The 22,664-nt window shown below is 69.5% G+C and carries 23 protein-coding genes; 14 read left to right on the top strand and 9 right to left on the bottom strand.

The annotated features are described in order from the left end of the window. Nucleotides 1-397: 397 nt before the first annotated feature. Complete coding sequence (locus J3S89_RS20965) at nucleotides 398-1,282, bottom strand: hypothetical protein (RefSeq protein ID WP_338019781.1); 885 nt, start codon at nucleotides 1,280-1,282, stop codon at nucleotides 398-400. A 527-nt stretch (nucleotides 1,283-1,809) separates the two neighbouring features. Between J3S89_RS20965 and J3S89_RS20960 the strand changes: the two genes are divergently transcribed. Continuing rightward, entirely contained in the window at nucleotides 1,810-2,802 is a 993-nt protein-coding gene (locus J3S89_RS20960; RefSeq protein ID WP_217931136.1) for a DUF4424 family protein, read from the top strand. Nucleotides 2,803-2,973: 171 nt separating this feature from the next. Here J3S89_RS20960 and J3S89_RS20955 read toward each other — a convergent pair whose 3' ends face one another. Both J3S89_RS20955 and J3S89_RS20950 read right to left on the bottom strand, forming a co-directional pair. Continuing rightward, entirely contained in the window at nucleotides 2,974-4,455 is a 1,482-nt protein-coding gene (locus J3S89_RS20955) for an AMP nucleosidase (RefSeq protein ID WP_217931134.1), read from the bottom strand. 26 nt (nucleotides 4,456-4,481) lie between these two features. Beyond that, nucleotides 4,482-5,150 carry an HAD family hydrolase gene (locus J3S89_RS20950; RefSeq protein WP_217931132.1) on the bottom strand — a complete coding sequence of 223 codons (669 nt, stop codon included), beginning with the start codon at nucleotides 5,148-5,150 and terminating at the stop codon, nucleotides 4,482-4,484. A 186-nt stretch (nucleotides 5,151-5,336) separates the two neighbouring features. On the opposite strand from J3S89_RS20950, the gene J3S89_RS20945 reads away from it, so the two are divergent. Beyond that, nucleotides 5,337-6,470, top strand: coding sequence for a site-specific DNA-methyltransferase (locus J3S89_RS20945; RefSeq protein ID WP_420801304.1), 1,134 nt, complete (start codon nucleotides 5,337-5,339; stop codon nucleotides 6,468-6,470). Nucleotides 6,471-6,631: 161 nt separating this feature from the next. Continuing rightward, a complete protein-coding gene (locus J3S89_RS20940) occupies nucleotides 6,632-7,396 on the top strand; it encodes a M15 family metallopeptidase (RefSeq protein WP_217931128.1) in 765 nt (254 codons plus the stop codon). A 72-nt stretch (nucleotides 7,397-7,468) separates the two neighbouring features. On the opposite strand, the gene J3S89_RS20935 is transcribed toward J3S89_RS20940, so the two are convergent. Both J3S89_RS20935 and mutY read right to left on the bottom strand, forming a co-directional pair. Further along, nucleotides 7,469-8,461, bottom strand: a complete 993-nt coding sequence (locus tag J3S89_RS20935) for a hypothetical protein (protein ID WP_217931126.1) — start codon at nucleotides 8,459-8,461, stop codon at nucleotides 7,469-7,471. Nucleotides 8,462-8,573: 112 nt separating this feature from the next. Next, nucleotides 8,574-9,659 (bottom strand): A/G-specific adenine glycosylase, encoded by a 1,086-nt coding sequence (gene mutY / locus J3S89_RS20930; protein WP_217931140.1) that lies wholly within the window; start codon nucleotides 9,657-9,659, stop codon nucleotides 8,574-8,576. An 81-nt stretch (nucleotides 9,660-9,740) separates the two neighbouring features. Between mutY and J3S89_RS20925 the strand changes: the two genes are divergently transcribed. From J3S89_RS20925 to J3S89_RS20885, 9 genes are all read left to right on the top strand, one after another. After that, nucleotides 9,741-10,268: a DUF721 domain-containing protein gene (locus J3S89_RS20925; RefSeq protein ID WP_217931125.1), complete on the top strand. Its 528-nt coding sequence runs from the start codon at nucleotides 9,741-9,743 to the stop codon at nucleotides 10,266-10,268. Nucleotides 10,269-10,403: 135 nt separating this feature from the next. Further along, nucleotides 10,404-11,042 (top strand): DsbA family protein, encoded by a 639-nt coding sequence (locus J3S89_RS20920; protein ID WP_217931123.1) that lies wholly within the window; start codon nucleotides 10,404-10,406, stop codon nucleotides 11,040-11,042. A 32-nt stretch (nucleotides 11,043-11,074) separates the two neighbouring features. Beyond that, a complete protein-coding gene (locus tag J3S89_RS20915) occupies nucleotides 11,075-14,539 on the top strand; it encodes a chromosome segregation SMC family protein (RefSeq protein WP_217931120.1) in 3,465 nt (1,154 codons plus the stop codon). A 183-nt stretch (nucleotides 14,540-14,722) separates the two neighbouring features. Continuing rightward, entirely contained in the window at nucleotides 14,723-15,163 is a 441-nt protein-coding gene (locus tag J3S89_RS20910) for an AtpZ/AtpI family protein (RefSeq protein ID WP_217931118.1), read from the top strand. 155 nt (nucleotides 15,164-15,318) lie between these two features. Continuing rightward, a complete protein-coding gene (locus J3S89_RS20905) occupies nucleotides 15,319-16,077 on the top strand; it encodes a F0F1 ATP synthase subunit A (protein WP_217931116.1) in 759 nt (252 codons plus the stop codon). Nucleotides 16,078-16,133: 56 nt separating this feature from the next. Continuing rightward, on the top strand, nucleotides 16,134-16,358 hold the full coding sequence (locus J3S89_RS20900) for a F0F1 ATP synthase subunit C (protein ID WP_217931114.1): 225 nt from the start codon (nucleotides 16,134-16,136) through the stop codon (nucleotides 16,356-16,358). Between the two features lie 120 nt (nucleotides 16,359-16,478). Continuing rightward, complete coding sequence (locus J3S89_RS20895) at nucleotides 16,479-17,018, top strand: F0F1 ATP synthase subunit B (protein ID WP_217931112.1); 540 nt, start codon at nucleotides 16,479-16,481, stop codon at nucleotides 17,016-17,018. Between the two features lie 10 nt (nucleotides 17,019-17,028). Next, complete coding sequence (locus J3S89_RS20890) at nucleotides 17,029-17,520, top strand: F0F1 ATP synthase subunit B family protein (RefSeq protein ID WP_217931111.1); 492 nt, start codon at nucleotides 17,029-17,031, stop codon at nucleotides 17,518-17,520. 95 nt (nucleotides 17,521-17,615) lie between these two features. Beyond that, complete coding sequence (locus J3S89_RS20885) at nucleotides 17,616-18,146, top strand: gamma-glutamylcyclotransferase family protein (RefSeq protein WP_217931109.1); 531 nt, start codon at nucleotides 17,616-17,618, stop codon at nucleotides 18,144-18,146. Nucleotides 18,147-18,189: 43 nt separating this feature from the next. On the opposite strand, the gene J3S89_RS20880 is transcribed toward J3S89_RS20885, so the two are convergent. From J3S89_RS20880 to J3S89_RS20870, 3 genes are read right to left on the bottom strand one after another with little or no spacing between them, the layout of a single operon-like run. After that, nucleotides 18,190-18,918, bottom strand: coding sequence for a ribonuclease HII (locus J3S89_RS20880; RefSeq protein WP_217931107.1), 729 nt, complete (start codon nucleotides 18,916-18,918; stop codon nucleotides 18,190-18,192). Further along, on the bottom strand, nucleotides 18,905-19,348 hold the full coding sequence (locus J3S89_RS20875; protein WP_217931105.1) for a VOC family protein: 444 nt from the start codon (nucleotides 19,346-19,348) through the stop codon (nucleotides 18,905-18,907). The genes J3S89_RS20880 and J3S89_RS20875 overlap by 14 nt, the downstream gene beginning before the upstream one ends. Before the next feature lie 14 nt (nucleotides 19,349-19,362). Further along, a complete protein-coding gene (locus J3S89_RS20870) occupies nucleotides 19,363-20,499 on the bottom strand; it encodes a PA0069 family radical SAM protein (RefSeq protein ID WP_217931103.1) in 1,137 nt (378 codons plus the stop codon). Nucleotides 20,500-20,676: 177 nt separating this feature from the next. On the opposite strand from J3S89_RS20870, the gene J3S89_RS20865 reads away from it, so the two are divergent. Both J3S89_RS20865 and J3S89_RS20860 read left to right on the top strand, forming a co-directional pair. Next, the gene (locus tag J3S89_RS20865; protein ID WP_217931101.1) at nucleotides 20,677-21,354 is read left to right on the top strand and encodes a glycosyltransferase; all 678 of its coding nucleotides are present in this window, start codon (nucleotides 20,677-20,679) and stop codon (nucleotides 21,352-21,354) included. 115 nt (nucleotides 21,355-21,469) lie between these two features. Next, the gene (locus J3S89_RS20860) at nucleotides 21,470-22,108 is read left to right on the top strand and encodes a DedA family protein (RefSeq protein ID WP_217931099.1); all 639 of its coding nucleotides are present in this window, start codon (nucleotides 21,470-21,472) and stop codon (nucleotides 22,106-22,108) included. 75 nt (nucleotides 22,109-22,183) lie between these two features. On the opposite strand, the gene J3S89_RS20855 is transcribed toward J3S89_RS20860, so the two are convergent. Then, nucleotides 22,184-22,664, bottom strand: a 481-nt coding sequence (locus tag J3S89_RS20855) for a 4Fe-4S dicluster domain-containing protein (protein ID WP_217931098.1), incomplete at its 5' end; no start/stop codon positions are given.

Below are 22,664 nucleotides of genomic sequence, written 5' to 3'. Positions count from 1 at the left end.
GCCAAGCTGATCCCGATGAACGAGCCGGTCGGGGCGACTTGAGGAGGGAGGGCCCTCTCAAACTCGAGCGTGGGGCCCATCGTCGCCGAATGCATGCCGCGCCGCCGGCGAGTTTTTCAACGGAATCCGCCGAAAGCAGAAGCTGAGCGTGCTGTGCTTGGGCGACTGAAATGGGGCCGATTGCCGACTGGCAGGTCACGAGACCAGTGGCGCGCGAAGTGGACACTCGCAATGACGAACTATTTTGATCAAGCCAGTTTTCCATCATACCTAGAGCTGACCACAAATAGCGGCCCAGCCCCAGACCAATCCGCTGCCTAGGCGCCTCGCCATTTCGAGGCGACGCGTGCCTAGCTGCCGGTGCCGGGGACGAGTATCCGCAATTGCGGACCCTGAGCTAGTCGCCTCGGGTCACGAAACGGTCGAGCCAGCGATTGCCTTCGAGCGATTCACTGTACGGACGCCTGCTGGAGATGCCGGCGGCGCCGTCCTTCCCCCAGCGATTATATTGCGACAGCTTATCGAGCAGCGGATCGAGCCAGTGGTGGCCATGATATTGGAACTGGCGATGCTCGCCGCACTGGAAGGCGTCGCTCAGCTCCGGCTTTTCGTCGCGATAGAAGAGGAATTCGCTGGCATAGACCTGCGTGATTGCGTTCAACCGATCCACTTCTTCAGCGCCGAGCCGCAGCGTGACGAGGCGCGGCTCGGTCGGATATTGCATCGGCGACATATAAACGATCGTTGCCGTCGGCAGGATCGGCAGCACCAGCTTGAGCCCGGCGTTGAGCGCGTCCCGCGACGCGGGGAAATTGTGCAGGAAGCCGTCACCTGCGATGAATTCCCTTTCGTCGCTGAAGAGAACCGCCCAGCGGCCGCGCATCATGCGCTTGCGATAGGCATCGTAGAGCCCGCGCTGGTTCGCCGCGATTAGTGTCTTGTCCGCGATTGGATCGGCCAAGCCGAAGCGGCGCCGGTAATATTCGGTGGTCTGTTTGATCGACGCGCGAATGCTTGGGCTGCGAGCGAGCAGCGAGGCGGTAACGCGGGTGGTTTGCGTCGCGCGTTCATCGGGCAGCGGCTGCGGCAGGATCCGCTCGATCATCGGCTGATCGGGCGACGCCAGCGAAGTCTCGAGTGTTCCTAGCCATTGCACGAACGCGGCCATTTCGCTGTCGGGCTCATTGAAGATCGGTTCGAAGGTCGAATCCCAATGTCCGCCCGTCTTGATATGATGGGCGTTGGTAATTGCCCCGAACGCGCCCGGCGGCGCGCGGTGCATGGTTCCATTCGGTCGGATAACCGAGACCATACCGTCGGCCGCCGACCAATGATCGGAGAGGGTTCGCGGCCACCAATGGTGCAATTCAGTCTTTAGCGGCTTTTGCTTCATGACCATAAGCTGGGGGTAAGGCTGGCCGATGTCTAGACGTCATCACGCAGAGCCTCGCAAGATCCCAAGAAGGGGAGTTGGCGTCAGTTCTCCGCCGTAAGCTTTTCGCCAGTATGGACCGTCCATGCGCGATCAACGAGCGGCAGCTCTTAGCGTCGCGCGCCCAGTCGGCGAATGACTGAGTTGGGGCGCATAGTTGCCGTTCCAATTGGACGAGATAGACGTCCGCTTCGGGTCGTAGGCCGTCACCGACCGCATTGCACCGATCGTGACCGCAAGCCGCCGAGGGGCGCGACGGACCATGTCCGTTCGCGCCGGCGTTCGAGCGCGCCCCTCTCGCGGCCCCGCCTTAAATATGATCTCTTGACCCTGCCGTCGGGGAGGATGCACGACGGTCGTCCTGGGAGAGAGCCGTCGTGACCCTGCGCTTCGATACCGTTCTGCTGGCCTCGGCCCTCGCCGTCGCCGCCGTGCCCGCCGACGCCAACGACAGCATGGCGGAAACCGCCATCGGCGGTCTGACGCTCACCAAATCGGCCGACGTGGTGATGGAGAGCGAGGATCTCTTCGTCTCCGAGGAGAAGGTCACCGTCGACTACGTCTTCACCAACACGTCGTCGAAGGACCTCGAGACGCTGGTCGCCTTCCCGCTGCCCGACGTCGTCAACGGCCCCGAGGACGTCCACCGGCCCGACTTCGCCAAGGAGCTCGAGTTCAAGACCACCATCGACGGCCGCCCGGCGGAGTTGACCCTCGTGCAGGCCGCGCTGGTGAACGGCACCGACGTGACCGCGCAGGTGCGCGCCGCCGGCCTGCCGCTGAGCATGGACCCGGAGTTCGAGGCGAAGGTGAAGGCGCTCGCGCCCGACGTCCGCAACGGGCTGGTCGCCGCCGGTGCGTTGAAGAACGACGGCGACGACGCCAATCCCTATTGGAACGCCCACTGGACCACCAAGACCACCGTCACCCGCACGCAGGTCTTTCCGGCGGGCAAGTCGATCCGGGTCTCGCATGCCTACAAGCCCTTCGTCGGCGGCTCGGTCGGTTCGATCCTCAAGCCCGATCTGCGCAATCAGCCGGATCTCGCCAAGGAAGTCGCCGCCTATCGCGCCAAGTTCTGCATCGACGACGCCTTCGTGAAGGGTTTCGACGCGGCGCGTGGCAAGGACGAGGACGCGCTCCAGAGCGATCTCTGGATCGGCTACGTGCTGACGTCGGGCGCCAATTGGAGCGGCCCGATCCGGCACTTCCGGCTGGTGGTCGACAAGGGCGATCCGAAAAATCTGGTGAGCTTCTGCGCCACCGGCGTGAAGAAGATCGCCCCGACGCGCTTCGAGGTGGTCTACGAGAACTTCACCCCGAAACAGGACCTCGACGTCCTGATCGTGCGCCCGCCGAGCAAGATGTGAGGACCGGCGGCGGGCCTTCGAGGCTCGCTTCCCGCCTTCCTCCTCGTCATCCCCGGGCTCGCCCCGGGGATCCATACGGCTCGACCACAGGCGCGAACGCCCGTGGATGGCCGGGTCGAGCCCGGCCATGACGGCGGACGGGGACGGGAGACGCGGACCCCGTTCGAGCCCTCACTGGAACGCCACTTCCTCGAAGGACCGCAGCTTGCGCGAATGGATCTTCTCCGCCGGCTGATTGCGGAGCTTCTCCATGGCGCGGATGCCGATCTGGAGATGCTGGCCGACCTGACGGCGATAGAATTCGCTCGCCATGCCCGGCAGTTTCAGCTCCCCGTGCAGCGGCTTGTCGGAGACGCAGAGAAGCGTCCCGTAGGGCACGCGGAAGCGGAAGCCGTTGGCGGCGATCGTCGCCGATTCCATGTCGAGGGCGACGGCGCGCGACTGCGAGAAGCGCTCGACCAGCTCCTGCTGATCGCGCAGTTCCCAATTGCGATTGTCGATCGTCGCCACGGTCCCGGTCCGCATCACCGTCTTCAATTCGAAACCGGCGAGGCCCGTCACTTCCGCGACCGCCTGCTCGAGCGCCACCTGGATCTCCGCCAGCGCCGGGATCGGCGCCCACAGCGGCAGATCGGCGTCGAGCACGTGGTCGTCGCGCACATAGGCGTGGGCGAGGACGTAATCGCCGAGCTTCTGCGTGTTGCGGAGCCCGGCGCAGTGGCCGAGCATCACCCAGGCGTGGGGCCTCAGCACCGCGACGTGGTCGGTGATGGTCTTGGCGTTGGACGGGCCGACGCCGATGTTGACCATGGTGATGCCGGCGTGGCCCTTGCGCACCAGATGGTAGCCCGGCATCTGCGGCAGCCGGGGCGGTGCCGCGCCCTCGCTGGGCGCGCTCGCGCCGGGCAACCACACCACGTTGCCGGGTTCGACGAAGGCCTCCCAGCCGCCGGCCGGATCGTTCAGCGCGGCGCGCGCGAAGGTGACGAATTCGTCGATGTAGAACTGATAGTTGGTGAAGAGCACGTAGTTCTGGAAGTGCTCGGCGCGGGTGGCGGTGTAGTGCTGGAGGCGCGCCAGAGAATAGTCGATGCGCGGCGCGGTGAAGGGGGCGAGCGGCGCCGCCTCGCCGTTTCGCGGCATCCAGGTTCCGTTGACGATGGCGTCGTCGGTGACGGCGAGATCGGGCACGTCGAAGACGTCGCGGATCGGCCGGCCGATCGTCTCGGCGACGTCGTAGGTCACCGACACGTCCGAGGTCAGCGCGAAATGGAGCGGGATCGGCTGGTCGGACGAGCCGATCTCCACCGGCACGCCGTGATTGGCGAGGAGCTGCTCGATCTGGATGGTGAGATAGCGGCGGAAGAGATCCGGCCGCGTCACCGTGGTGGCATAGGTGCCGGGCCCCTGCACGTAGCCGAAGGCGAGGCGCGAATCGAGCCGGGCATGGGTGGCGATCGAGATTCGGATCTCCGGATAGAAGGCGCGGATCCGCCCCTCGACCCGGCCGGTCTCGGCGACCTCGCGAAACCGCCGCTGGAGGAAGGCGATCGCCTCCTCGTAGAGGGCGATCAGGCGGACGACGGCGGCGGTCGCGTCGTCGTGGCGGACGAATTCCGTCGGCGTCGGGGTCTCGATCGGCACGGCCTGCATCGGGTCGTCCTCCGGTGGAACGAGGGTCACGCCGCCCGGCGGAAGCCGCGCGCGGCCAGGATCGCGGGCAGATCGGTCATGCGCTCGAAGGTCGAGGCGGCGCCGACCTCGATCAGCCGTTCGGCATGGCCGGGGCCGACGTGGCTGCCGCCGGTGAAGCCGATCACCGGCATGCCGGCCCGCCGCGCCGCCGTGACGCCGGCGAGCGAATCCTCGATCACCAGACAGTCTGCCGGATCCGACCCCATCTGCGACGCGGCGAACAGGAACACGTCCGGCGCCGGCTTCGGCCGCTTCACCTGGCTCGCCGAATAGAGATGGCCGTCGAAGAGATGGGCGAGGCCGGCGGTGCCGAGATTGGTGATCAGCGACGGCAGTTGCGTCGAGGAGGCGACGCAATAGGGCACCTCGAGCCGCTCGATCACCGTGTGCACGCCGGGAATGGCCTCGATCTCGCGCGAGAACACGTCGCGCACATGGGCGAGGTGGGTCTCGAAGAAGCCCGCCGGCAGGGGGCGTCCGAGTTCGCGCTCCAGCGTCGCCCAGACCTCGCGGGTGGTGGTACCGGCGAAGCGGGTGCAGATCTCCTGGGCGGTCATCGGCAGGCCGAGCGCGGTGATGGCTTCCGCCTCGAGGCGGGCGGCGACGATCTCGCTGTCGATGAGCACGCCGTCGCAGTCGAAGATGATCAGCATGAAGGCTCCCGAGTCGGGGAATGGGATCTCGTCCCTTTGTAGGGGGGCGCGGCGGCGACGGGAAGAGTGCCCGGCGCGGGGCGGGCGTGTCGGCGGCGCCTTTACCCCCCCTTTACCTCGATCGGTAACCATGGAGGCATCGAGTGAGCTGCGTAACAGGCGAGTGCGTTCATGTCCCAGTCGCGTATCCGGACGGCCCGAACGGGCTCGCCTGCCCCCCTCTCCACGTCTCCCGCCGCCGACCCTTTCGATCGCATCTATCTCGGTGACTGCGTCGCCGAACTGGAGAAGCTCCCCTCGAAATCGGTCGATCTCGTCTTCGCCGATCCGCCCTACAATCTGCAGTTGGCCGGCACGCTCCATCGCCCCGATCAGAGCCTGGTCGACGCGGTCGACGACGCCTGGGACCAGTTCGACAGTTTCGAGGCCTACGACGCCTTCACCCGCGCTTGGCTGCTCGCGGTGCGTCGCGTTCTGAAGCCCAACGGCACGCTGTGGGTGATCGGCTCCTATCACAACATCTTCCGGGTCGGCTCGATCCTCCAGGATCTCGGCTTCTGGATCCTCAACGACGTGGTGTGGCGCAAGACCAACCCGATGCCCAACTTCAAGGGCAAGCGCTTCCAGAACGCCCACGAGACCCTGATCTGGGCCGGGCGCGACAAGGACGCCAAGAAATACACCTTCAACTACGACGCCCTGAAGGCCTTCAACGAAGACACGCAGATGCGGTCGGATTGGACCATCCCGATCTGCACCGGCGGCGAACGGCTGAAGGACGAGGCCGGCGACAAGATCCACCCGACCCAGAAGCCGGAGGGCCTGCTGCACCGGGTGCTGCTCGCCTCCTCGAACCCCGGCGACGTCGTGCTCGATCCCTTCTTCGGCACCGGCACCACCGGCGCCGTCGCCAAGCGTCTCGGCCGCCGCTTCGTCGGCATCGAGCGCGACGCCGGCTATGCCGAGGCGGCGCGCGCGCGCATCGACGCGGTCGTCCCCCTCGGCGCGGAAGCGCTCGAACTGGTCAAGGGCAAGCGCGCCGAGCCACGCATCCCCTTCGGGGCGCTGATCGAGACCGGCCTGATCGAGGCGGGGGAGATCCTGTTCGACGGCAAGGGCCGCCATCTCGCCCGCGTCCGCATCGACGGCAGCCTCGAGGCGCTCGGCCACACCGGCTCGATCCACCGCGTCGGCGCCCTGGTGCAGGGGGCGGAGGCCTGCAACGGCTGGACCTATTGGTACGCCTCCCGCGACGGCCGCGCCGTCGTGCTCGACGACCTGCGCAAGGAATATCGCACCCGCCACGGCGACGTCGTCTGAGCCCCGATGCCCAGGTCGTAAGGCCCGAGCCGGGTCGCGGGACCGATCCCGCGACCCGGCGTCGCGCTCGGCGAAAGTCGCGATGGACATCGCCGGAATACGGTCGATCTGATGGTGGCGCCGGCCGCGATCGAGGCGCTGGCCGCACGGGAGGATCGATCATGCCGGCTCGCCTCGCCCTCCGGATCTCCGCCGTCTCTCTTCTCCTCGTCGCGCCCTTCGCCGCCCGGGCCGAGGGGGCGGGCGAGAAGCTGCGCGCCGCCTATCCCGACTTCGTCGATCGGGTCGACGGCAACACGCTGGTGATGACGTCGGGCCGGCGCCTGACCATCGACGACGGCCGCGCCAAGAGCTTCGATCAGCGCCTCGCCGACCCCGACCTCGAGGACATGTTCGCCGATCCCTATCCGAGGGGCGCGAAGGTCACCCCGCCGGCGAAGGACGCCGACCCCGGCCGCTATCGCAACGGTGCCTTCTTCGACGCCGTCTATGGCGACTGCCGCAAGGGCGAGGTGACGAAAAATCTCGTCGCGGTGCCCTGGGTGCCGAAATGGGGCGGCGGCACCGTGCGGTTCTCCTCGCGCGCCGGCGCGGCGGAAGCGCTCGCCGCCGTGTCGAAGGAGCTGGAGGCCGGCCCGCCCGCCTGGAAGAAATTCCTCGTCCCCTCCGCCGGCACCTACAATTGCCGCGTCATCGCCGGGACGAACCGGGTCTCCGCCCACGGCTGGGGCATCGCCATCGACGTGGCGACCGACAAGTCCGACTATTGGTACTGGTCGGATCCGACCGGCCGTAAGGTCGCCTACAAGAACCGGATCCCCGGCGAGATCGCCGAGGTGTTCGAGCGCCACGGCTTCGTCTGGGGCGCCAAATGGTATCACTACGACACCATGCATTTCGAATATCGCCCGGAGATCCTGCGCTGACGGCCTGAACGCGAAACGCCCCCGGATCGCTCCGGGGGCGTTCGTGATGGTCGCGGCGAAGGCGTCCCGTCGTCACTTCTTGGCGGCCGGCACCTGCCCGATCTCCTGGAAGGCGAAGGGCATTTCGGGGTTGGCCGGATCGACGATCACGCGCACCGCGCCGACGATCTTCTCGCCCGGCACCTGCAGACGGGTGACGTTCGGCAGGGCCTTGGTGTCGGTGCCGTAGAACGGCGTGACTTCGAAGAAGTGGGCGTCGCCGTTGATCACCAGCACCGGCTTGCCGAATTCCTTGGCCTGCTTCTCGATCGTCTTCAGCGTGTTGACGAAGCCGGAGGCGCGCGGCACGTCGGGCTCGGTCTGCTTGATGTCCCACATGTCCGCCTGGATCGACAGCACCAGCGCGCCGAGGTTCTCGGCCTTGGCCTTCTCGAAGGCGGCGACGATCCACTTCTGGTTGGCGGCGTCGCGGGCGAAGAATTCCTTGGCGTTGTCGAGGCTGCGAGCCTCGAGGTTGTTGTTGGAGCCGATGATGTTGGCCTGGACGAACATCGTGCCGTTCATCACGAAGCGAGTGTTCTCGACGAAGGTCTTGCCGTCCCAGGTCTTGGCGTCCGGCATCAGTTCGGACTGACGCTCGAGGGCGATGCTGGTCTTGCCGAAGGACTTCGGCGTGGCGAAGAACATCTCTCGCACCTTGTTCAGGCGCTCGTTCGGGTCGTAGCCGCCGGCCTTCTCGCGATGGCAGTCGGTCCATTCGTTGTCGCCGACGGTGTAGACGAACGGGCCCTCGAACAGGGCGAATTCGTCTTTCACCTTCTGGAAGATCTCGTCGGAGCAGACGGTCGAGCCCGACTTGATGTCGCCCATGTGGATCGACACCGACGGCTTCAGCGCGTTGATCTTGCCGATCAGCGTCTCGAAGCGGGCGTAGTCGTCGGGGAGCTTGTAGGGCATGTCGCCCAGCGCGACGAAGGCGAAGGCCTTGTCGGAACCGACGTCGAAGGCGGCGGCGGGCGTGGCGATGCCGGCGAGAAGCGCGGCGAGAAGAGCGAGACGGCGCATGTGGGACTCCTGGGGCGGGGCCCGGCGAGGGCCCTCCGAGATCTGACGGCGCGCATCCTCCTCAAAGGTCGCGACGGTTCCATGACGGTCCGTCGCGATGTCGGGGATGGTCTCAGATCACCCGGCCGAGCCCTGCCGCGATCGCCTTGCGGAACACCGTCGGCAGCGCCTCGCCGGGAAGATCGCTCGGGGCCGACCACCAGAACCCCGCCGGCGCCGCCACCCCATGCGCGACGTCGCCGCGCATCACCGTGAGTTCCAGATGGAAGTGGGTGAACGTGTGCTCGACCACGCCCGCCACCCGCCGCCACGCCCCCGCGAGCGGCGGTGCGGCCGCCCCCGCGCCGAGCGAGGCCTCGCGCCATTCGCCGCCCGGCACCTCGCTCATGCCGCCGAGCAACCCCTTCGGCGGCCGCCGCCGCAGGAGCACCGCCCCATCGGCGCGCACCGCCACGTGAACCGTGCCGACCCGCGTCGGCCGCGCCGCCTTCGGGCTTCGACGCGGGAACGTCTCCGGCGCCCCGCCCGCCCGGGCCCGGCAGGACGCGATCCAGGGACAGAGCGCGCAGGCCGGCTTCTTCGGCGTGCAGAGCGTCGCGCCGAGATCCATCATCGCCTGGGCATAGTCGCCGGGGCGCGCCTCCGGCGTCAGCGTCGCAGCGAGGCGGCGGATCTCCGGCTTGGCGGTGGGCATCGGGTCCTCGACCGCGAAGATGCGGGCGATCACCCGCTCGACGTTGCCGTCGACCACCGTCGCCGGGCGGTCGAAGGCGATCGCCGCGATCGCCGCCGCCGTATAGGGCCCGACGCCGGGGAGGCGGACGAGCGCCGCCTCGGTCTCGGGAAAGCGTCCGCCGTGATCGCGCGCCACCGCCTCGGCGCAGGCCTTGAGATTGCGGGCGCGTGAATAATAGCCGAGCCCGGCCCAGGCCTTCATCACCTCCTCCTCGGGCGCGGCGGCGAGATCGCGCACGCTCGGCCAACGATTCGTGAAGGCCTCGAAATAGCTCTTCACCGCCGCCACCGTGGTCTGCTGCAACATCACCTCGGAGAGCCACACCCGATAGGGATCGGCGACGACGCCGTCGTCCCGGTCGGACGGCGCCACCCGCCACGGCAGCCGGCGGTGGTTCAGGTCGTACCAGGCGAGGAGGTCGGCCGGACGGGGCGGGGGGAGGGGAGGGAAGGACGCGCTCATCGGCGAGAGGTAGCGCGAGAGCGGTGGGGAGAAAAGCACCGTCGCCTTGTTTCCGACGCCGAGCCCCGTCATGGTGTCGCCATGGCGACCGCACCGTACTCCTCGTCGAAGCCCGGACGCCGGCGCGGCCCTGCGCCGGTCGCCGATCTGCTCGCAGGCCTCATCGGCCCCGCCGCCCGCAAGCGTGGCTTCGCCTCGACCGATCTCTTCACCCATTGGGGCGAGATCGTCGGCGCCGCCTATCGCGACGTGACCCAGCCCGAGCGCCTCTCCTGGCCGCGCCGTCTCGAGGACGGCGGCGAGGACGGGTTCGAGCCGGCGACCCTGACGGTGCGCTGCGAGGGTGCCCGCGCGCTCCTCTTCCAGCACGACGCCCCGCGCATCCTCGAGCGCATCAACGCCCATTTCGGCTTCCCGGCCGTGGCCCGGCTGAAGATCGTCCAGAAGCCGATCGACCGCCCCCGGATCGCCCCGGCTCCGCGCCTCAGGGCGCTGTCGGCGAGCGAGGAGGCCTTCGTCCGCGACGCCACCGCCGGTATCGACGACGAGGGCCTGCGCGCCGCCCTTTCGCGCCTGGGGCGAGCGATCGTCGCCAGTTCGCGGCGTTGAGGGCGGTTTTCCCCGATGACGAGTGCGTGAAGCCCGCTCCGGGGGGCGACGTCTCGCCACAATCGAGCTATTGAAAGAGGAAATCCGGCGCCCTTCGCGACGGAGCCCTTATCGTTGTCGAGGACCCGTCCCACGATGCTCAGCCGTCGCCGCCTGCTCGAATCCTCCGCTCTCGCCCTTCTCGCCACCGGCCTCTCGGCGCTGCCCGCGCTCGCGCAGGGCACGTTCGACATGGCCGAGCTCCTGAAGCCGGGCGTTCTGCCGGACATGACCCTCGGCAAGGCCGACGCCCCGGTCACCGTCATCGAATATGCCTCGATGACCTGCGGCCACTGCGCCCATTTCCACGAGGCGGTCTTCCCCCACCTCAAGGAGAAGTACATCGACACCGGCAAGGTGCGCTTCATCTATCGCGAGTTCCCGCTCGACCCGCTCGCCGCGGCGGTCTCGATGCTGGCGCGCTGCGCCCCCGGCGACCGCTATTTCGAGATGACCGGCCTCTTCTTCGACAAGCAGAAGGACTGGGTCCGCTCCGACAACCCGGTCGAGGCGCTGTTCGCTCTGTCGAAGCAGTCCGGTTTCACGCGCGAGACCTTCAAGACCTGCCTGACCGATCAGAAGCTCCTCGACGGCATCACCGCCGGCCGCACCCGCGGCTCCGAGGCCTTCAAGATCGACGGCACGCCCACCTTCTTCGTCAACGGCACCAAGATCGTCGGCATCTCGACGACCGCCGAGATGGACGAGGCGCTGGCGCCCTTCCTCAAGGGCTGAGGCCGCGGCCGGCCGGGTCGCAGGAGGGGCACGTGCGGTTCACGCGACTGAGGCTCTCGGGCTTCAAGACCTTCGTCGAGCCGACCGAGTTCCGGATCGAACCGGGGCTGACCGGCGTCGTCGGCCCCAATGGTTGCGGCAAGTCCAATCTCGTCGAGGCCCTGCGCTGGGTCATGGGCGAGAACTCGTGGAAGTCCATGCGCGCCTCGGGCATGGACGACGTGATCTTCGCCGGCTCCGGCCGGCGACCGGGGCGCAACGCCGCCGAGGTGACACTGACGCTCGACAATTCCGAGCGCACCGTCGCCCTCGCCGTCGCCGATGCCGACACCCTCGAGGTCACCCGCCGCATCGAGCGCGAAGCCGGTTCCAACTACCGCATCAACGGCCGCGACGTCCGCGCCCGCGACGTCCAGCTCCTCTTCGCCGATGCCTCGACCGGCTCGCGCTCGCCCGCCATGGTCCGCCAGGGCCAGATCGGCGAGTTGATCGCCGCCAAGCCGACCGCTCGCCGCGCCGTGCTGGAGGAGGCCGCCGGCATCTCCGGCCTCCATTCGCGCCGCAACGAGGCCGAGATCCGCCTGAAGGCGGCGGAGGCCAATCTCGAGCGCGTCGAGGACGTGCTGACCGAGTTCGAAAGCCGCGTCGAGAGCCTCAAGCGCCAGACCCGGCAGGCGGTGCGCTACCGCAATCTCTCAGCCGAGATCCGCGAGGCCGAGGCGACCATCGCCCATCTGCGCTGGCGCGAGGCCTTCGCCCGCGAGGAGGAGGCGGCGGGCGAGCTCGCCGAGGCCGTCCGCCTCGTCGACGAACGTCAGCTCGCCCAGGCCCGCGCCGCCCGCGACGGCGCCGTCGCCGCCCACGATCTTCCCGACCTGCGTCGCGCCGAGGTCGAGGCCGCCGCCGCGCTCCAGCGCCTCCGGGTCGCGGCCTCGGAGATCGACGCCGAGGAACGCCGCATCCGCGATCGCCTCGCCGATCTCGATCGCCGCCTCGCCCAACTGACCGAGGACGCCGCCCGCGAGGCGACGCTGGCCGAGGACATGTCCGCCGCGCTCGCCCGCCTCGCCGAGGAGGAGGAGGACCTCGCCGCCCTCGACGAGGAGAGCGCCGCGATCCTCGCCGACGCCGAGGACGCCCTCGCCGAGACCGAATCGCGCCTCACCGAGGCCGAGGCGACGCTCGCCGAGCACCAGACCGCGCTCGCCGAGGTCGAGGCCCGCCGCCGCACCCTCGACGAGACCCGCCGCGCCGCCGAGGACCGCCTGCGCCGGCTCGCCGCCGAGATCGACGCCTGCGCCCGCGAGCGCGAGGCCCTCGCCGACGACGTCGAGGAAGAAGCCCTGGAGGCGGCGCGATTCGATTGCGAGACCGCCACCGCGAGCGTGGTCGAGGCCGAGGACCGCGCCGTCGAGGCGGAAGGCGCCGTCGCCGATGCCCGCGCCGAGGCCGAGGCGGCCCGCGCCGCGCTCGCCGAGAGCGAGGCCGCGCTGTCGAGGCTCGAGACCGAGGCGAAGACGCTCGCCCGCATGCTCGACGTCGCCGCCGAACAATTGTGGCCGCCGATCGTCGAGCGCCTCACCGTCGCCCCCGGCCTCGAGGCGGCCTTCGCCGCCGCCCTCGGCGAGGATCTCGAGGTCTCCGCCGACGAGGGCGCCCCGGTTCATTGGCGCGATCCGGGCCCGGGCTCCGGCGATCCGGCGCTGCCCCCCGGCGTCGAGCCGCTCGCGAAATACGTCCGCGCCCCCGCCCTGCTCGATCGCCGCCTCGCCCAGATCGGCCTCGTCGAGCGGGCCGAGGGCGCGCGCCTGCGCCTCGCCCTGAGGCCCGGCCAACGTCTGGTCTCGCGCGAGGGCGACCTCTGGCGCTGGGACGGACTGGTCGCCGCCGCCGAGGCCCCGACCGCCGGCGCCCGCCGTCTCGCCGCCCGCAACCGTCTCGCCGAACTCGAGGCCGCCGTCCCGCCCGCTCGCGATCGTCGCGATCTGGCGCGAGGCACGGCCGAAGCCGCCGCGCGCACGGCGACCGAGGCCGCCGCCGCCGAGACCGCCGCGCGCGAGACCCTGCGTCTCTCCCGCCGCGCCGAGGCGACCGCGCGCGAGACCCTCGCCCGGCTCGAGCGCGAGGCCGAGCGGCGCGCGCAGCGCCGCGCCGCCCTCGCCGAGACCGCCGCCCGCCTCGCCGCCGAGCGCGAGGAGATCGCCGCCGGGGTCGAGGCGGCGACCGCCGCCGCCGCCGATCTGCCGGAGACGCGGGCGCTCGAATTGGCGCTGGCCGAATCGCGCGCCCTGGTGGCGATCGAGCGCGCCGCCGTCGCCGAGGCGCGCGCCGCCCGCCAGACCCGCCTGCGCGAGGCCGAGCTGCGCGCCCGCCGCCGCACCGCCATCCAGGCCGAACGCGGCTCCTGGGTCGGCCGCGCCGCCGCCGCCGAACGTCAGGTCGCCGTCCTCGCCGAACGCCGCGCCGAGGCCGAGGCCGAACGCGCGGAGCTGCTCGAGCGCCCCGCCGACCTCGAGGACGCACGCCTGCGCCTCACTCGCGAGATCGTCGCCGCCGAGGCCGCCCGCGTCGCCGCCGCCGACGCGCTGACGCTCGGCGAACGCGCCCAGGCCGAGGCCGACGCGATCGCCCGCAACGCCCTCGAGGCGCTCTCGACCGCGCGCGAGGCCAAGGGCCGCTGCGAGGAACGCCTCGTCGCCGCCGCCGCGCGCCGCGCCGAGATCGCCGAGGCGATCGAGGAGGCCTACGAGATCGCGCCGGCCGCGCTCGCCGCCCGTCTCGGCCTCGCCGACGAGGCGCCGCTGCCCGACGAGACCGCGACCGAGCGGCGCCTCGAGCGTCTGCGCGTCGAGCGCGAGAAGCTCGGCGCGGTCAATCTGCGCGCCGAGGACGAGCTGAGCGAAATCGAGACCCGCCGCGGGGAACTCCTCGCCGAGCGCGACGCCCTGGTCGAGGCGATCCGCCGCCTGCGCGCCTCGATCCAGACGCTGAACCGCGAGGCGCGCGAGCGCCTGATGGCCGCCTTCGACCGGGTGAACGGCCATTTCCGCGAACTCTTCACCCATCTCTTCGGCGGTGGCGAGGCGGAGCTGCAACTGGTCGAATCCGACGATCCGCTCGAGGCTGGCCTCGAGATCCTCGCCCGCCCCCCGGGCAAGAAGCCGGCGACGCTGACGCTCCTCTCCGGCGGCGAACAGGCGCTGACCGCACTCGCCCTGATCTTCGCGGTGTTTCTCACCAACCCGGCGCCGATCTGCGTCCTCGACGAGGTCGACGCCCCTCTCGACGACGCCAACGTCGAGCGTTACTGCGACCTGCTCGAGCGCATGACCCGGCTCACCGACACCCGTTTCGTGGTGATCACCCACAATCCGATCACCATGGCGCGGATGAATCGCCTGTTCGGCGTCACCATGTCGGAGCGCGGCGTCTCGCAACTGGTGTCGGTCGATCTGGAGCGCGCCGCCCGCATCGTCGAGCCCGCCCGGGCGGGCTGAAGTCGCCGTCGCTTTCAAACTTTCACCGGAAGACGGTTATCTCATTGTTTTCATGGGAATAAACTAAAGTCTGGTGTCCTTGACACGAAATTCCGCCGCCACTATGGTGCGCCCGGTTTCGAAGGTGGGATCGGCCGTTGCCGCGCCTGCGTGAGATGATGCCCGGAACGAGGGGTCCCGACCATGATCGAACGATCGCCGGGAAGAGATCCCGAGACATCCGAGGCCGACCTCTCCGCGGCGGCGAGGACACCGACCGACGAAGCGGCGCTCGCCGCGCGCCTGGAGCGTCTCGGGGGAACCCTCGAGGCACGACGGGCGGCGGAAGAGGCGGAGAATGCCAAGGCGAGGCCGGCCGGTTTCGCTCAGGCGACCAAGATCGCTTCCGAATTCGTGGCCGGCGTGATCGTCGGCGGCGGCCTCGGCTGGGTGATCGATCGGGCGCTCGGCACCACTCCCTGGGCGTTGATCGTCTTCGTGCTTCTCGGTTTCGCGGCGGGCGTTCTCAACGTCCTCAGAGCCGAAGGGGTGGTGGCCGGTGCCGGCACCCGGCTGCGCGAGGCGGGAAAGAATTCGGGGTCCGCGTCGGGTCGTTCCGACGAGGGTCCTGGCCCAACGGCGTAGAGCGCGCGCGTCGCGTCCGTGCTATGCGAGGGGCCGAAACGAGAATCGAGGGCTCGCGTGCCGCAGCGGCATGTGGGTGTGGGGCGGGGCTTCGAGCCGCGCGGTGGGGTTCGGTGGCCGATCGGCACCGACGACGAGAGAGTGGAGACTGACAGGTGGCAGCCGACAAGGTCGATCCGATCCATCAGTTCCAGATCACCAAGATTCTCCCGATCCAGGTCGGGCACTGGGACGTCTCCTTCACCAACTCGTCGCTGTTCATGGCGGTGGTGGTGATCCTGGCGACCGGCTTCCTGGTCATGGCCTCCTCGAGCCGCGCGATGGTGCCGAGCCGTTGGCAGGTCGTCGCCGAGATGGCCTATTCCTTCGTCGCCGATACCCTGCGCGACGCCGCCGGCAAGGCCGGGATGCAGTTCTTCCCGCTGGTGTTCTCGCTGTTCATGTTCGTGCTGGTCGCGAACCTGATCGGCTTGGTGCCCTACTTCTTCACGGTCACGTCGCACATCATCGTCACCTTCTCGCTGGCGATTCTGGTCATCGGCATCGTGATCGGCTTCGGTATCTGGAAGCACGGCTTCCATTTCTTCAATCTGTTCGTGCCGAAGGGGGTTCCTGCGGCGCTGATCCCGCTGGTGACGCTGATCGAGATCATCTCGTTCCTGTCCCGCCCGATCAGCCTCTCGGTTCGTCTCTTCGCCAACATGCTGGCCGGTCACATCACCCTGAAGGTCTTCGCGGGCTTCGTGGTGACGCTCTCCGCCGCCGGCGCCGTCGGCACGGTGGGCTCGATCCTGCCGCTGGCGATGGCCGTGGCGCTGACCGCGCTCGAATTCCTGGTCGCCTTCCTGCAGGCCTACGTCTTCACCGTTCTGACCTGCATGTACCTCAACGACGCGATCCATCCCGGCCACTGAGCCGGACGGACGCGGGCAGTACCCTTCAACAGACGACACCCCGAAGGAGCATTCTGATGGATCCGCAAGCTGCGAAGTACCTCGGCGCCGGTATCGCCACCCTCGGCATGGCCGGTGCGGGCATCGGTCTCGGCACCATCTTCGGCAACTACCTCGCCGGCGCCCTGCGCAACCCGGCCGCCGCCGATGGCCAGTTCGGCCGCCTGATCTTCGGCTTCGCCGTGACCGAAGCGCTCGGCATCTTCTCGCTGCTCGTCGCGCTGATCCTCCTCTTCGCCTGATCGGCGACGAGCGAGCCTCTTCGATCACCGGCCGTCCTCGTGGCGGTCGGTGACGCATGCGACTGATCCCGTCGTCGGCTGGTCGGCGATGGGGAACCGGATCATACCGGGGCGGGCACGATGGCAGAAAACGTCCACACCACGGCCGAGGTGCAACACCAAGGTGGGCACAGCGGGGTCTTCCCCCCGTTCGACAGCTCCACCTTCGCGTCGCAGATCCTCTGGCTGGCGATCACCTTCGGCCTCTTCTACGTGTTGATGGCCAAGGTCGCTTTGCCGCGGATCGGCGGCATCCTCGAGACGCGTCACGAGAAGATCGGCCGCGACCTCGAAGAAGCGAACCGGCTGAAGGCCGAATCGGAAGCCGCCGGTGCGGCCTACGCGGCGTCCCTCGCCGAGGCGCGCAAGAAGGCTCAGGACATCGCGTCTCAGACCCGCGCGACCCTGGCGGCTTCGGTCGACGCCAAGCGTCACGAGGCCGAGACTGCTCTCTCCGCCAAGATCGCCGATGCCGAGACCCGGATTTCGGAGATCAAAGCCAAGGCTCTGGGTGAGGTCGACGGCATCGCCGTGGAGACCACCGAAGCCCTGGTGTCGTCGCTGATCGGCGACGGTGTCGGCCGCGACGAGATCGTCGCCGCCGTCCAGTCGGCCAAGTGAGGAGAACCCCATGGACGCGACGTCTCTCGCCTCTTTGTGGGCCTTCGTCTCACTGCTGATCTTCTTCGGCGTGATCGTCTATCTCAAGGTGCCGGCCAAGATCGGCGCCGCGCTCGACGGCAAGGTCGACGCGATCAAGGCGGAACTCGACGAGGCCAAGCGTCTTCGCGAGGAAGCGGCCGAGTTGCTGGCCGCCTACAAGAAGAAGGCCGCCGACGCCGAGCTCGAAGCTCAGTCGATCGTCGCCGAAGCCAAGACCCAGGCGGAGCTCGCCACGGTCGAGGCCGAAAAGGCGCTCTCCGAACTGATCGAGCGTCGCACCAAGTCCGCCGAATCCAAGATCGCCCAGGCCGAGGCTCAGGCCGTGGCCGAGGTTCGCTCGCGCGCCGCCGACCTCGCGGTCGCCGCCGCCGAGAAGATCCTGGTGAACCGCACCGCCGGTGTCGCCGGCGCGGATCTGGTCGCCAAGGGCATCGCCGAAGTCGGCGCCAAGCTCAACTGAGCCACGGCCGTCGATCGAACGGACTGCGAGACCCGCGCCTCCCGATGGAGGCGCGGGTCTTCGCGTTTCCGAGGGGGCCGGGAGGAGACGGCCGCATGGCATCCTTCGTCTATTTCGCCTATGGCTCCAATCTCTTGGCGGCTCGGCTCGGCGCCCGTTGCCCGAGCGCCGTCCGCCTCGGCCCGGCGATCGCCGAGGATCACCGCGTCGCCTATGACGTGCGCGCCGCCGACGGCTCGGTCAAACTCGGCCTTCGTCCCGTCCTCGGTGACGTCGCGCACGGGCTCCTGTGGCGGATCGACGAAGCCGACCGCGACGGACTGGCGCGGGCCGAAGGGACGAACTACCGCGAGATCACCGATTTCCCGGTGCGGCTCGCCGACGGACGCCGGGAGGCGGTGGCGAGTTGGCTCCCGCATCGTCCGCCCGAGCCGGGACATCCCTGGCACTGGTATCGAGCGCTCGCGCTCGCCGGGGCGCTCGAAGCAGCCTTGCCGCCCGAGGCCGTCGCCCGGCTCGCCGCGGTCGCCTTCGCGCGCGACCCCGATCCGGACCGCCCGAGTTACGTCGCCGCGCGCGAGGCGTTGCGTCTCGCCGGCCGGCTCGATCGGCTCGACGACGCCTGAACTCCACCGTCAGCGGCCTCCGCCGGGGACGCCGGGGCGTGCTTCAGCCGAAGAGGTCCGGCCCCTCGGCCTTCGCCTTTCGCGGCTTGCGCGCGGGAGCCCGCCGCGCCTTCGGTTCCTCGCCGAGGGCGAGCGCGACCGGCGCGAAACTGCGTCGATGGAGTGGGGAGGCGCCGGCGCGGGCGAGTGCCTCCATGTGCTTCGGGGTGCCGTAGCCCTTGTGCACCTCCAGGCTCCAGTCGGGATAGTCCCCGGCCGCCTGAACCATCAGCCGGTCGCGCAGAACCTTGGCGACGATCGAGGCGGCGGCGATCGAGAGCGACCGCGCGTCGCCCTTGGTGACCGCCGTCCCGGGCGCGGGCAGGCCCGGCGGCACGTCGAGCCCGTCGATCAGAACATGGTCCGGCCGAACCGCGAGCCCCCGCACGGCGCGGAGCATCGCGTCGAGCGTCGCGGCGCGAATGTCGGTCGCATCGATGCGCCCGACCGAGCCGAGTGCGACCGCCACGCCGTGATGCGCCAGGATCTCCTCGAAGAGACGCTCGCGCGTCGCTTCGTCGAGCTTCTTGGAATCGTTCAGCCCCTCCGGCACGCACGTCCAGTCGAGCACCACGGCGGCGGCGACCACCGGCCCCGCGATCGGCCCGCGTCCGGCCTCGTCGACCCCGGCGATCCTGAGGCGCGGCGCCCCGAGCCCGCGTTCGAGCGCATCGTCCGGCCGGCTCGTCGGGGTCGAGGCGCGCGGGCGCTTCGTCTTCTCAGGCCTGGTCATGATCGTCTCCCGGGAGCCGCGTGACGCCGGAGGCGTCGATGGGGAAGAACGGATTGTGGGCGACCTCCCACAGATGCCCGTCCGGATCGGCGAAATAGCCGGAATAGCCGCCCCAGAACACCTCCTCCGCGGCCTTGACGAGGCGCCCTCCGGACCGCGCCGCCAGGGCGAGCGCGTCGTCGACCGCCGCTCTGTCGCGAAGGTTCCAGGCGAGCGTCACCCCGGAAAATCCGGTTCCGGCCGCGCTGATCCGCGCATCCTCGGCGAGCGCCTCGCGGCCGTAGAGCGCCAGGATCACCCCGTCCATGTCGAAGAAGGTGACGGCCGCGTTGCTGGACGCCCCCGGCGTCAGCCCGAGCGCGCCGTAGAAGGCGGTCGCGCGGGCGACGTCGGCGACGCCCAGCGTGACCAGGGAGAGACGAAGAGACATGGCGCACTCCACGATCAGAACAGCGACAGTTGAACCCCGGCGGCGAGCGGCGGCGTGAAACGGGTGCAATCGAGCGCGTCCCGGCGTGGCCGAGCGAAGCCGATCCGCTTCGTCGCCAATTCGAACCGGCGCTTGATCGTCTCGGCATAGGGGCCGGACCCCTTCATCCGTCGCCCCCAGGTCGCGTCGTAATCCTTGCCGTCGCGCATCGAGCGCAGGATCGAGAGGACGTGACGATAGCGGTCCGGCTGATGTTCGACGAGCCAGCCCTTGAAGATTTCCGAAACCTCGAGCGGCAGGCGCAACAGCACGTAACCCGCCTCGCGCGCGCCCGCCGCATGCGCCGCCTCGAGGATGCGCTCGATCTCCGGATCGTTGAGCGCCGGGATGATCGGCGCCACCAGGACGCCGGTCGGAACCCCCGCCGCGCTCAACGCCTGGAGGGCGGCGAGCCGTCGCTCCGGGCTCGACGCGCGCGGCTCCATCGCCCGGGCGAGACGACGGTCGAGCGTGGTGATCGACAGCGCCACCCGCGCCAGACCCTCGGCGGCCATCGGCGCGAGAATGTCGAGGTCGCGCGCGACCAGCGCCGATTTGGTGACGATCGTCACCGGATGCCGCGTGCGCGCCAGCACTTCGAGAACTTCGCGGGTGATCCGCCAGCGCCGCTCGATCGGCTGATAGGGATCGGTGTTGGTGCCGAGGGCGATCGGGCGGACCTGATAGCCGGGAGCCGCCAATTCCCGCTCGAGCAGGCGCGCCGCATCGGGCTTGGCGAAGAGCCGTGCCTCGAAGTCGAGCCCCGGCGACAGGCCCATATAGGCGTGCGTCGGCCGGGCGTAGCAGTAGGAACAGCCGTGCTCGCAGCCGCGATAGGGGTTGATCGAGCGATCGAAGCCGATGTCGGGCGAGGCGTTGCGGGTGATGATCGTCTTCGGCTTTTCCACCGTGACTGTGGTCGCGAAGGCCGGCAACGGATCGACCTCGCTCCAACCGTCGTCGAAGACCTCCCGCCGCTCGCTTTCGTAGCGCCCGGAAGCATTGGCCGTGGCGCCGCGCCCACGCCGGCGCTCGCTCGCGACCGTCCCCTCCGGGGTCGGGGTCGGAGCCTCGCCGGAGGCGGGAGAGAGAGAGGGAGTCGCCGTGTTCATGGTTCGATCATGGGCCAAGGCGAGGAACAAGACAAGAACATGCCTTCAATTTCCGCGACTTTCGCAAAGCGTCGTGCTGGTCGGTTCCGGCGGGGGCGTGTATGAGACGAGAGGGAAGAGCACGGCGTGCGGCCGTGCCGTCGCGGATGTTTCCAGTCTTCGGGGGGGCCCGCCGACATGCTGTCCGTCGTCGTACCGACGCGAAATTCGGAGGAAGGTCTGGCGCGCACCCTGTCGTCGCTCGTCTCCGGCGCGGCGGAGGGTGTGGTGCGCGAGGTCGTCGTGGTCGACGAGGCCTCCACCGACGGGACGCGCATCGTCGCCGACGCCGCCGGTTGCACGCTGGTCGAGGGCCGGGGCGGATGGTGCGGCAAGATCGCGACCGGCCTCGGGGCGGCGCGTCGCGCGCCGTGGTTCCTGGTGCTGCCGCCCAATGTCTTCCTCGAGGGCGAGTGGTTTCGCGAGGCGGCGAGTTTCGTCGATCGCGTCGAGCGGATGGGTCGTGGCGAGACCTCGATCGCCGCCTTCCGTCTCGCCTATGACGAATTCGGTTGGAGGGCGCGGGTTGCCGAGCGGCTCGCCGGCTTCGCGCAGGGGCTGATGGGCCTGCCCGGCGCCGAGCAGGGCCTCCTGGTCGCGCGCGCGCCGCTCGAGGCCGCCGCTCTCGCCGCCGGGCCGAACGCGGGCCACGCCGCCCTGTTGCGCCGGCTCGCGCGCTCCCGGCGCCATGTCCTGCGCGCCGACGCGGTCGTCCTGCCGCCGGGCGGCGGCGCCTCCGCCGTGCCCTCGCTCGCCGGTCTCGTCCGCATCGCCGCCGGCGCGGTCGGCCTGCCGCCGGCCGATTCGGGCATCTGAGGTCTCGACGGACGTTCCGGGGCGGTCCGGCGCGGGGTCGGCCCCCCCCTCGACGAGCATCCGCTCGGCGGTCGACGGCATCGACGCCGGGGCGCGGATCGGCGATCATGGCGCCATGGATCTCGCCGCGACCTTCACCGATCTGCTCGGCTTCATCGAAAGCCATCGCGCCTATGCCGGGCCGGTGTTCGCGCTGCTCGCCTTCGGCGAATCGCTGGTGGTGATCGGTGTCCTGGTGCCGGCCACCGGGGTATTGATGGCAGCCGGCGCGCTGGTCGGCGCGGGCACGCTGCCGCTGATCGATCTGTGGATCGGCGGTGCCCTGGGCGCGGCCCTCGGCGACAGCGTCTCCTTCTGGGTCGGTCGCCGCCTCGGCCCGCACGTCCACCGCCTCTGGCCGTTCTCGCGCCATCCCGAGATGCTCGCCGCCGCCCGCAACGCCTTCGCCCGCTGGGGCTGGGCGGCGGTCGTGATCGGCCGTTTCATCGGCCCCCTGCGCGCCAGCGTGCCGACGGTCGCCGGCATGAGCCCGATGGGCTGGGGCCTCTTCCAGGCGGCCAACGTCGGTTCGGCGATCCTGTGGATCCCGGTGCTGATCGCGCCGGGGTCGATCGGCATGCTCGCCTGGGATCGCTTCGTCGCCGGCGATCGCGCCTCGGCGGGGCTGATCGGGGCCGGCCTCGTGGTCGCCCTCGGCCTCGCCCTCTACGTCTGGCGCCGGGGCCTGCCGTCCTGGCTGCGGCGCGACGGGTGAGGGTCGGATCCGACGACGAAGGCCCGGACGTCGCCGTCCGGGCCTCGCGGGAGCTCTGCGTGGGAGGTGCGGGTCTCACATGTTGGGATAGTTCGGCCCGCCGGAGCCTTCCGGGGTCGTCCAGGTGATGTTGCCGTTCGGATCCTTGATGTCGCAGGTCTTGCAGTGGACGCAGTTCTGCGCGTTGATCACGAACGTGTCCTCGCCGTCCTTCTCCATCCACTCGTAGACGCCGGCCGGGCAATAGCGGGTCGAGGGACCGCCGTAGACGCCCAGTTCCGAGGTCTTCTGCAAGGCCGGATCGGCGAGCTTCAGGTGGATCGGCTGATCCTCCTCGTGGTTGGTGTTCGACAGGAACACCGAGGAGAGGCGATCGAACGAGATCTTGCCGTCGGGCTTCGGATAGACGATCGGCTTGCATTCCGCCGCGGGTTTGAGCGACTTGGCGTCGGACTTGCCGTGCTTCAGCGTGCCGAAGACCGAGAAGCCGAAGAGCTCGTTGGTCCACATGTCGAGGCCGCCGAGCGAGACGCCGAGGATGGTGCCGAGCTTCGAC

The organism is Pinisolibacter aquiterrae, assembly GCF_019160155.1.
GTDB lineage: Bacteria > Pseudomonadota > Alphaproteobacteria > Rhizobiales > Ancalomicrobiaceae > Pinisolibacter > Pinisolibacter aquiterrae.
This window is presented reverse-complemented; position numbering and strand designations above follow the sequence as displayed.

Coding starts and splice junctions, on each gene's coding strand:
- J3S89_RS20890 (WP_217931111.1), top strand. CDS start 17,029: ATGGACGCGACGTCTCTCGCCTCTTTGTGGGCCTTCGTCTCACTGCTG.
- J3S89_RS20880 (WP_217931107.1), bottom strand. CDS start 18,918: ATGACCAGGCCTGAGAAGACGAAGCGCCCGCGCGCCTCGACCCCGACG.
- J3S89_RS20860 (WP_217931099.1), top strand. CDS start 21,470: ATGGATCTCGCCGCGACCTTCACCGATCTGCTCGGCTTCATCGAAAGC.
- J3S89_RS20940 (WP_217931128.1), top strand. CDS start 6,632: ATGCCGGCTCGCCTCGCCCTCCGGATCTCCGCCGTCTCTCTTCTCCTC.
- J3S89_RS20935 (WP_217931126.1), bottom strand. CDS start 8,461: ATGCGCCGTCTCGCTCTTCTCGCCGCGCTTCTCGCCGGCATCGCCACG.
- J3S89_RS20875 (WP_217931105.1), bottom strand. CDS start 19,348: ATGTCTCTTCGTCTCTCCCTGGTCACGCTGGGCGTCGCCGACGTCGCC.
- J3S89_RS20895 (WP_217931112.1), top strand. CDS start 16,479: ATGGCAGAAAACGTCCACACCACGGCCGAGGTGCAACACCAAGGTGGG.
- J3S89_RS20920 (WP_217931123.1), top strand. CDS start 10,404: ATGCTCAGCCGTCGCCGCCTGCTCGAATCCTCCGCTCTCGCCCTTCTC.
- J3S89_RS20885 (WP_217931109.1), top strand. CDS start 17,616: ATGGCATCCTTCGTCTATTTCGCCTATGGCTCCAATCTCTTGGCGGCT.
- mutY (WP_217931140.1), bottom strand. CDS start 9,659: ATGAGCGCGTCCTTCCCTCCCCTCCCCCCGCCCCGTCCGGCCGACCTC.
- J3S89_RS20910 (WP_217931118.1), top strand. CDS start 14,723: ATGATCGAACGATCGCCGGGAAGAGATCCCGAGACATCCGAGGCCGAC.
- J3S89_RS20950 (WP_217931132.1), bottom strand. CDS start 5,150: ATGCTGATCATCTTCGACTGCGACGGCGTGCTCATCGACAGCGAGATC.
- J3S89_RS20955 (WP_217931134.1), bottom strand. CDS start 4,455: ATGCAGGCCGTGCCGATCGAGACCCCGACGCCGACGGAATTCGTCCGC.
- J3S89_RS20900 (WP_217931114.1), top strand. CDS start 16,134: ATGGATCCGCAAGCTGCGAAGTACCTCGGCGCCGGTATCGCCACCCTC.
- J3S89_RS20925 (WP_217931125.1), top strand. CDS start 9,741: ATGGCGACCGCACCGTACTCCTCGTCGAAGCCCGGACGCCGGCGCGGC.
- J3S89_RS20870 (WP_217931103.1), bottom strand. CDS start 20,499: ATGAACACGGCGACTCCCTCTCTCTCTCCCGCCTCCGGCGAGGCTCCG.
- J3S89_RS20865 (WP_217931101.1), top strand. CDS start 20,677: ATGCTGTCCGTCGTCGTACCGACGCGAAATTCGGAGGAAGGTCTGGCG.
- J3S89_RS20965 (WP_338019781.1), bottom strand. CDS start 1,282: ATGCACCGCGCGCCGCCGGGCGCGTTCGGGGCAATTACCAACGCCCAT.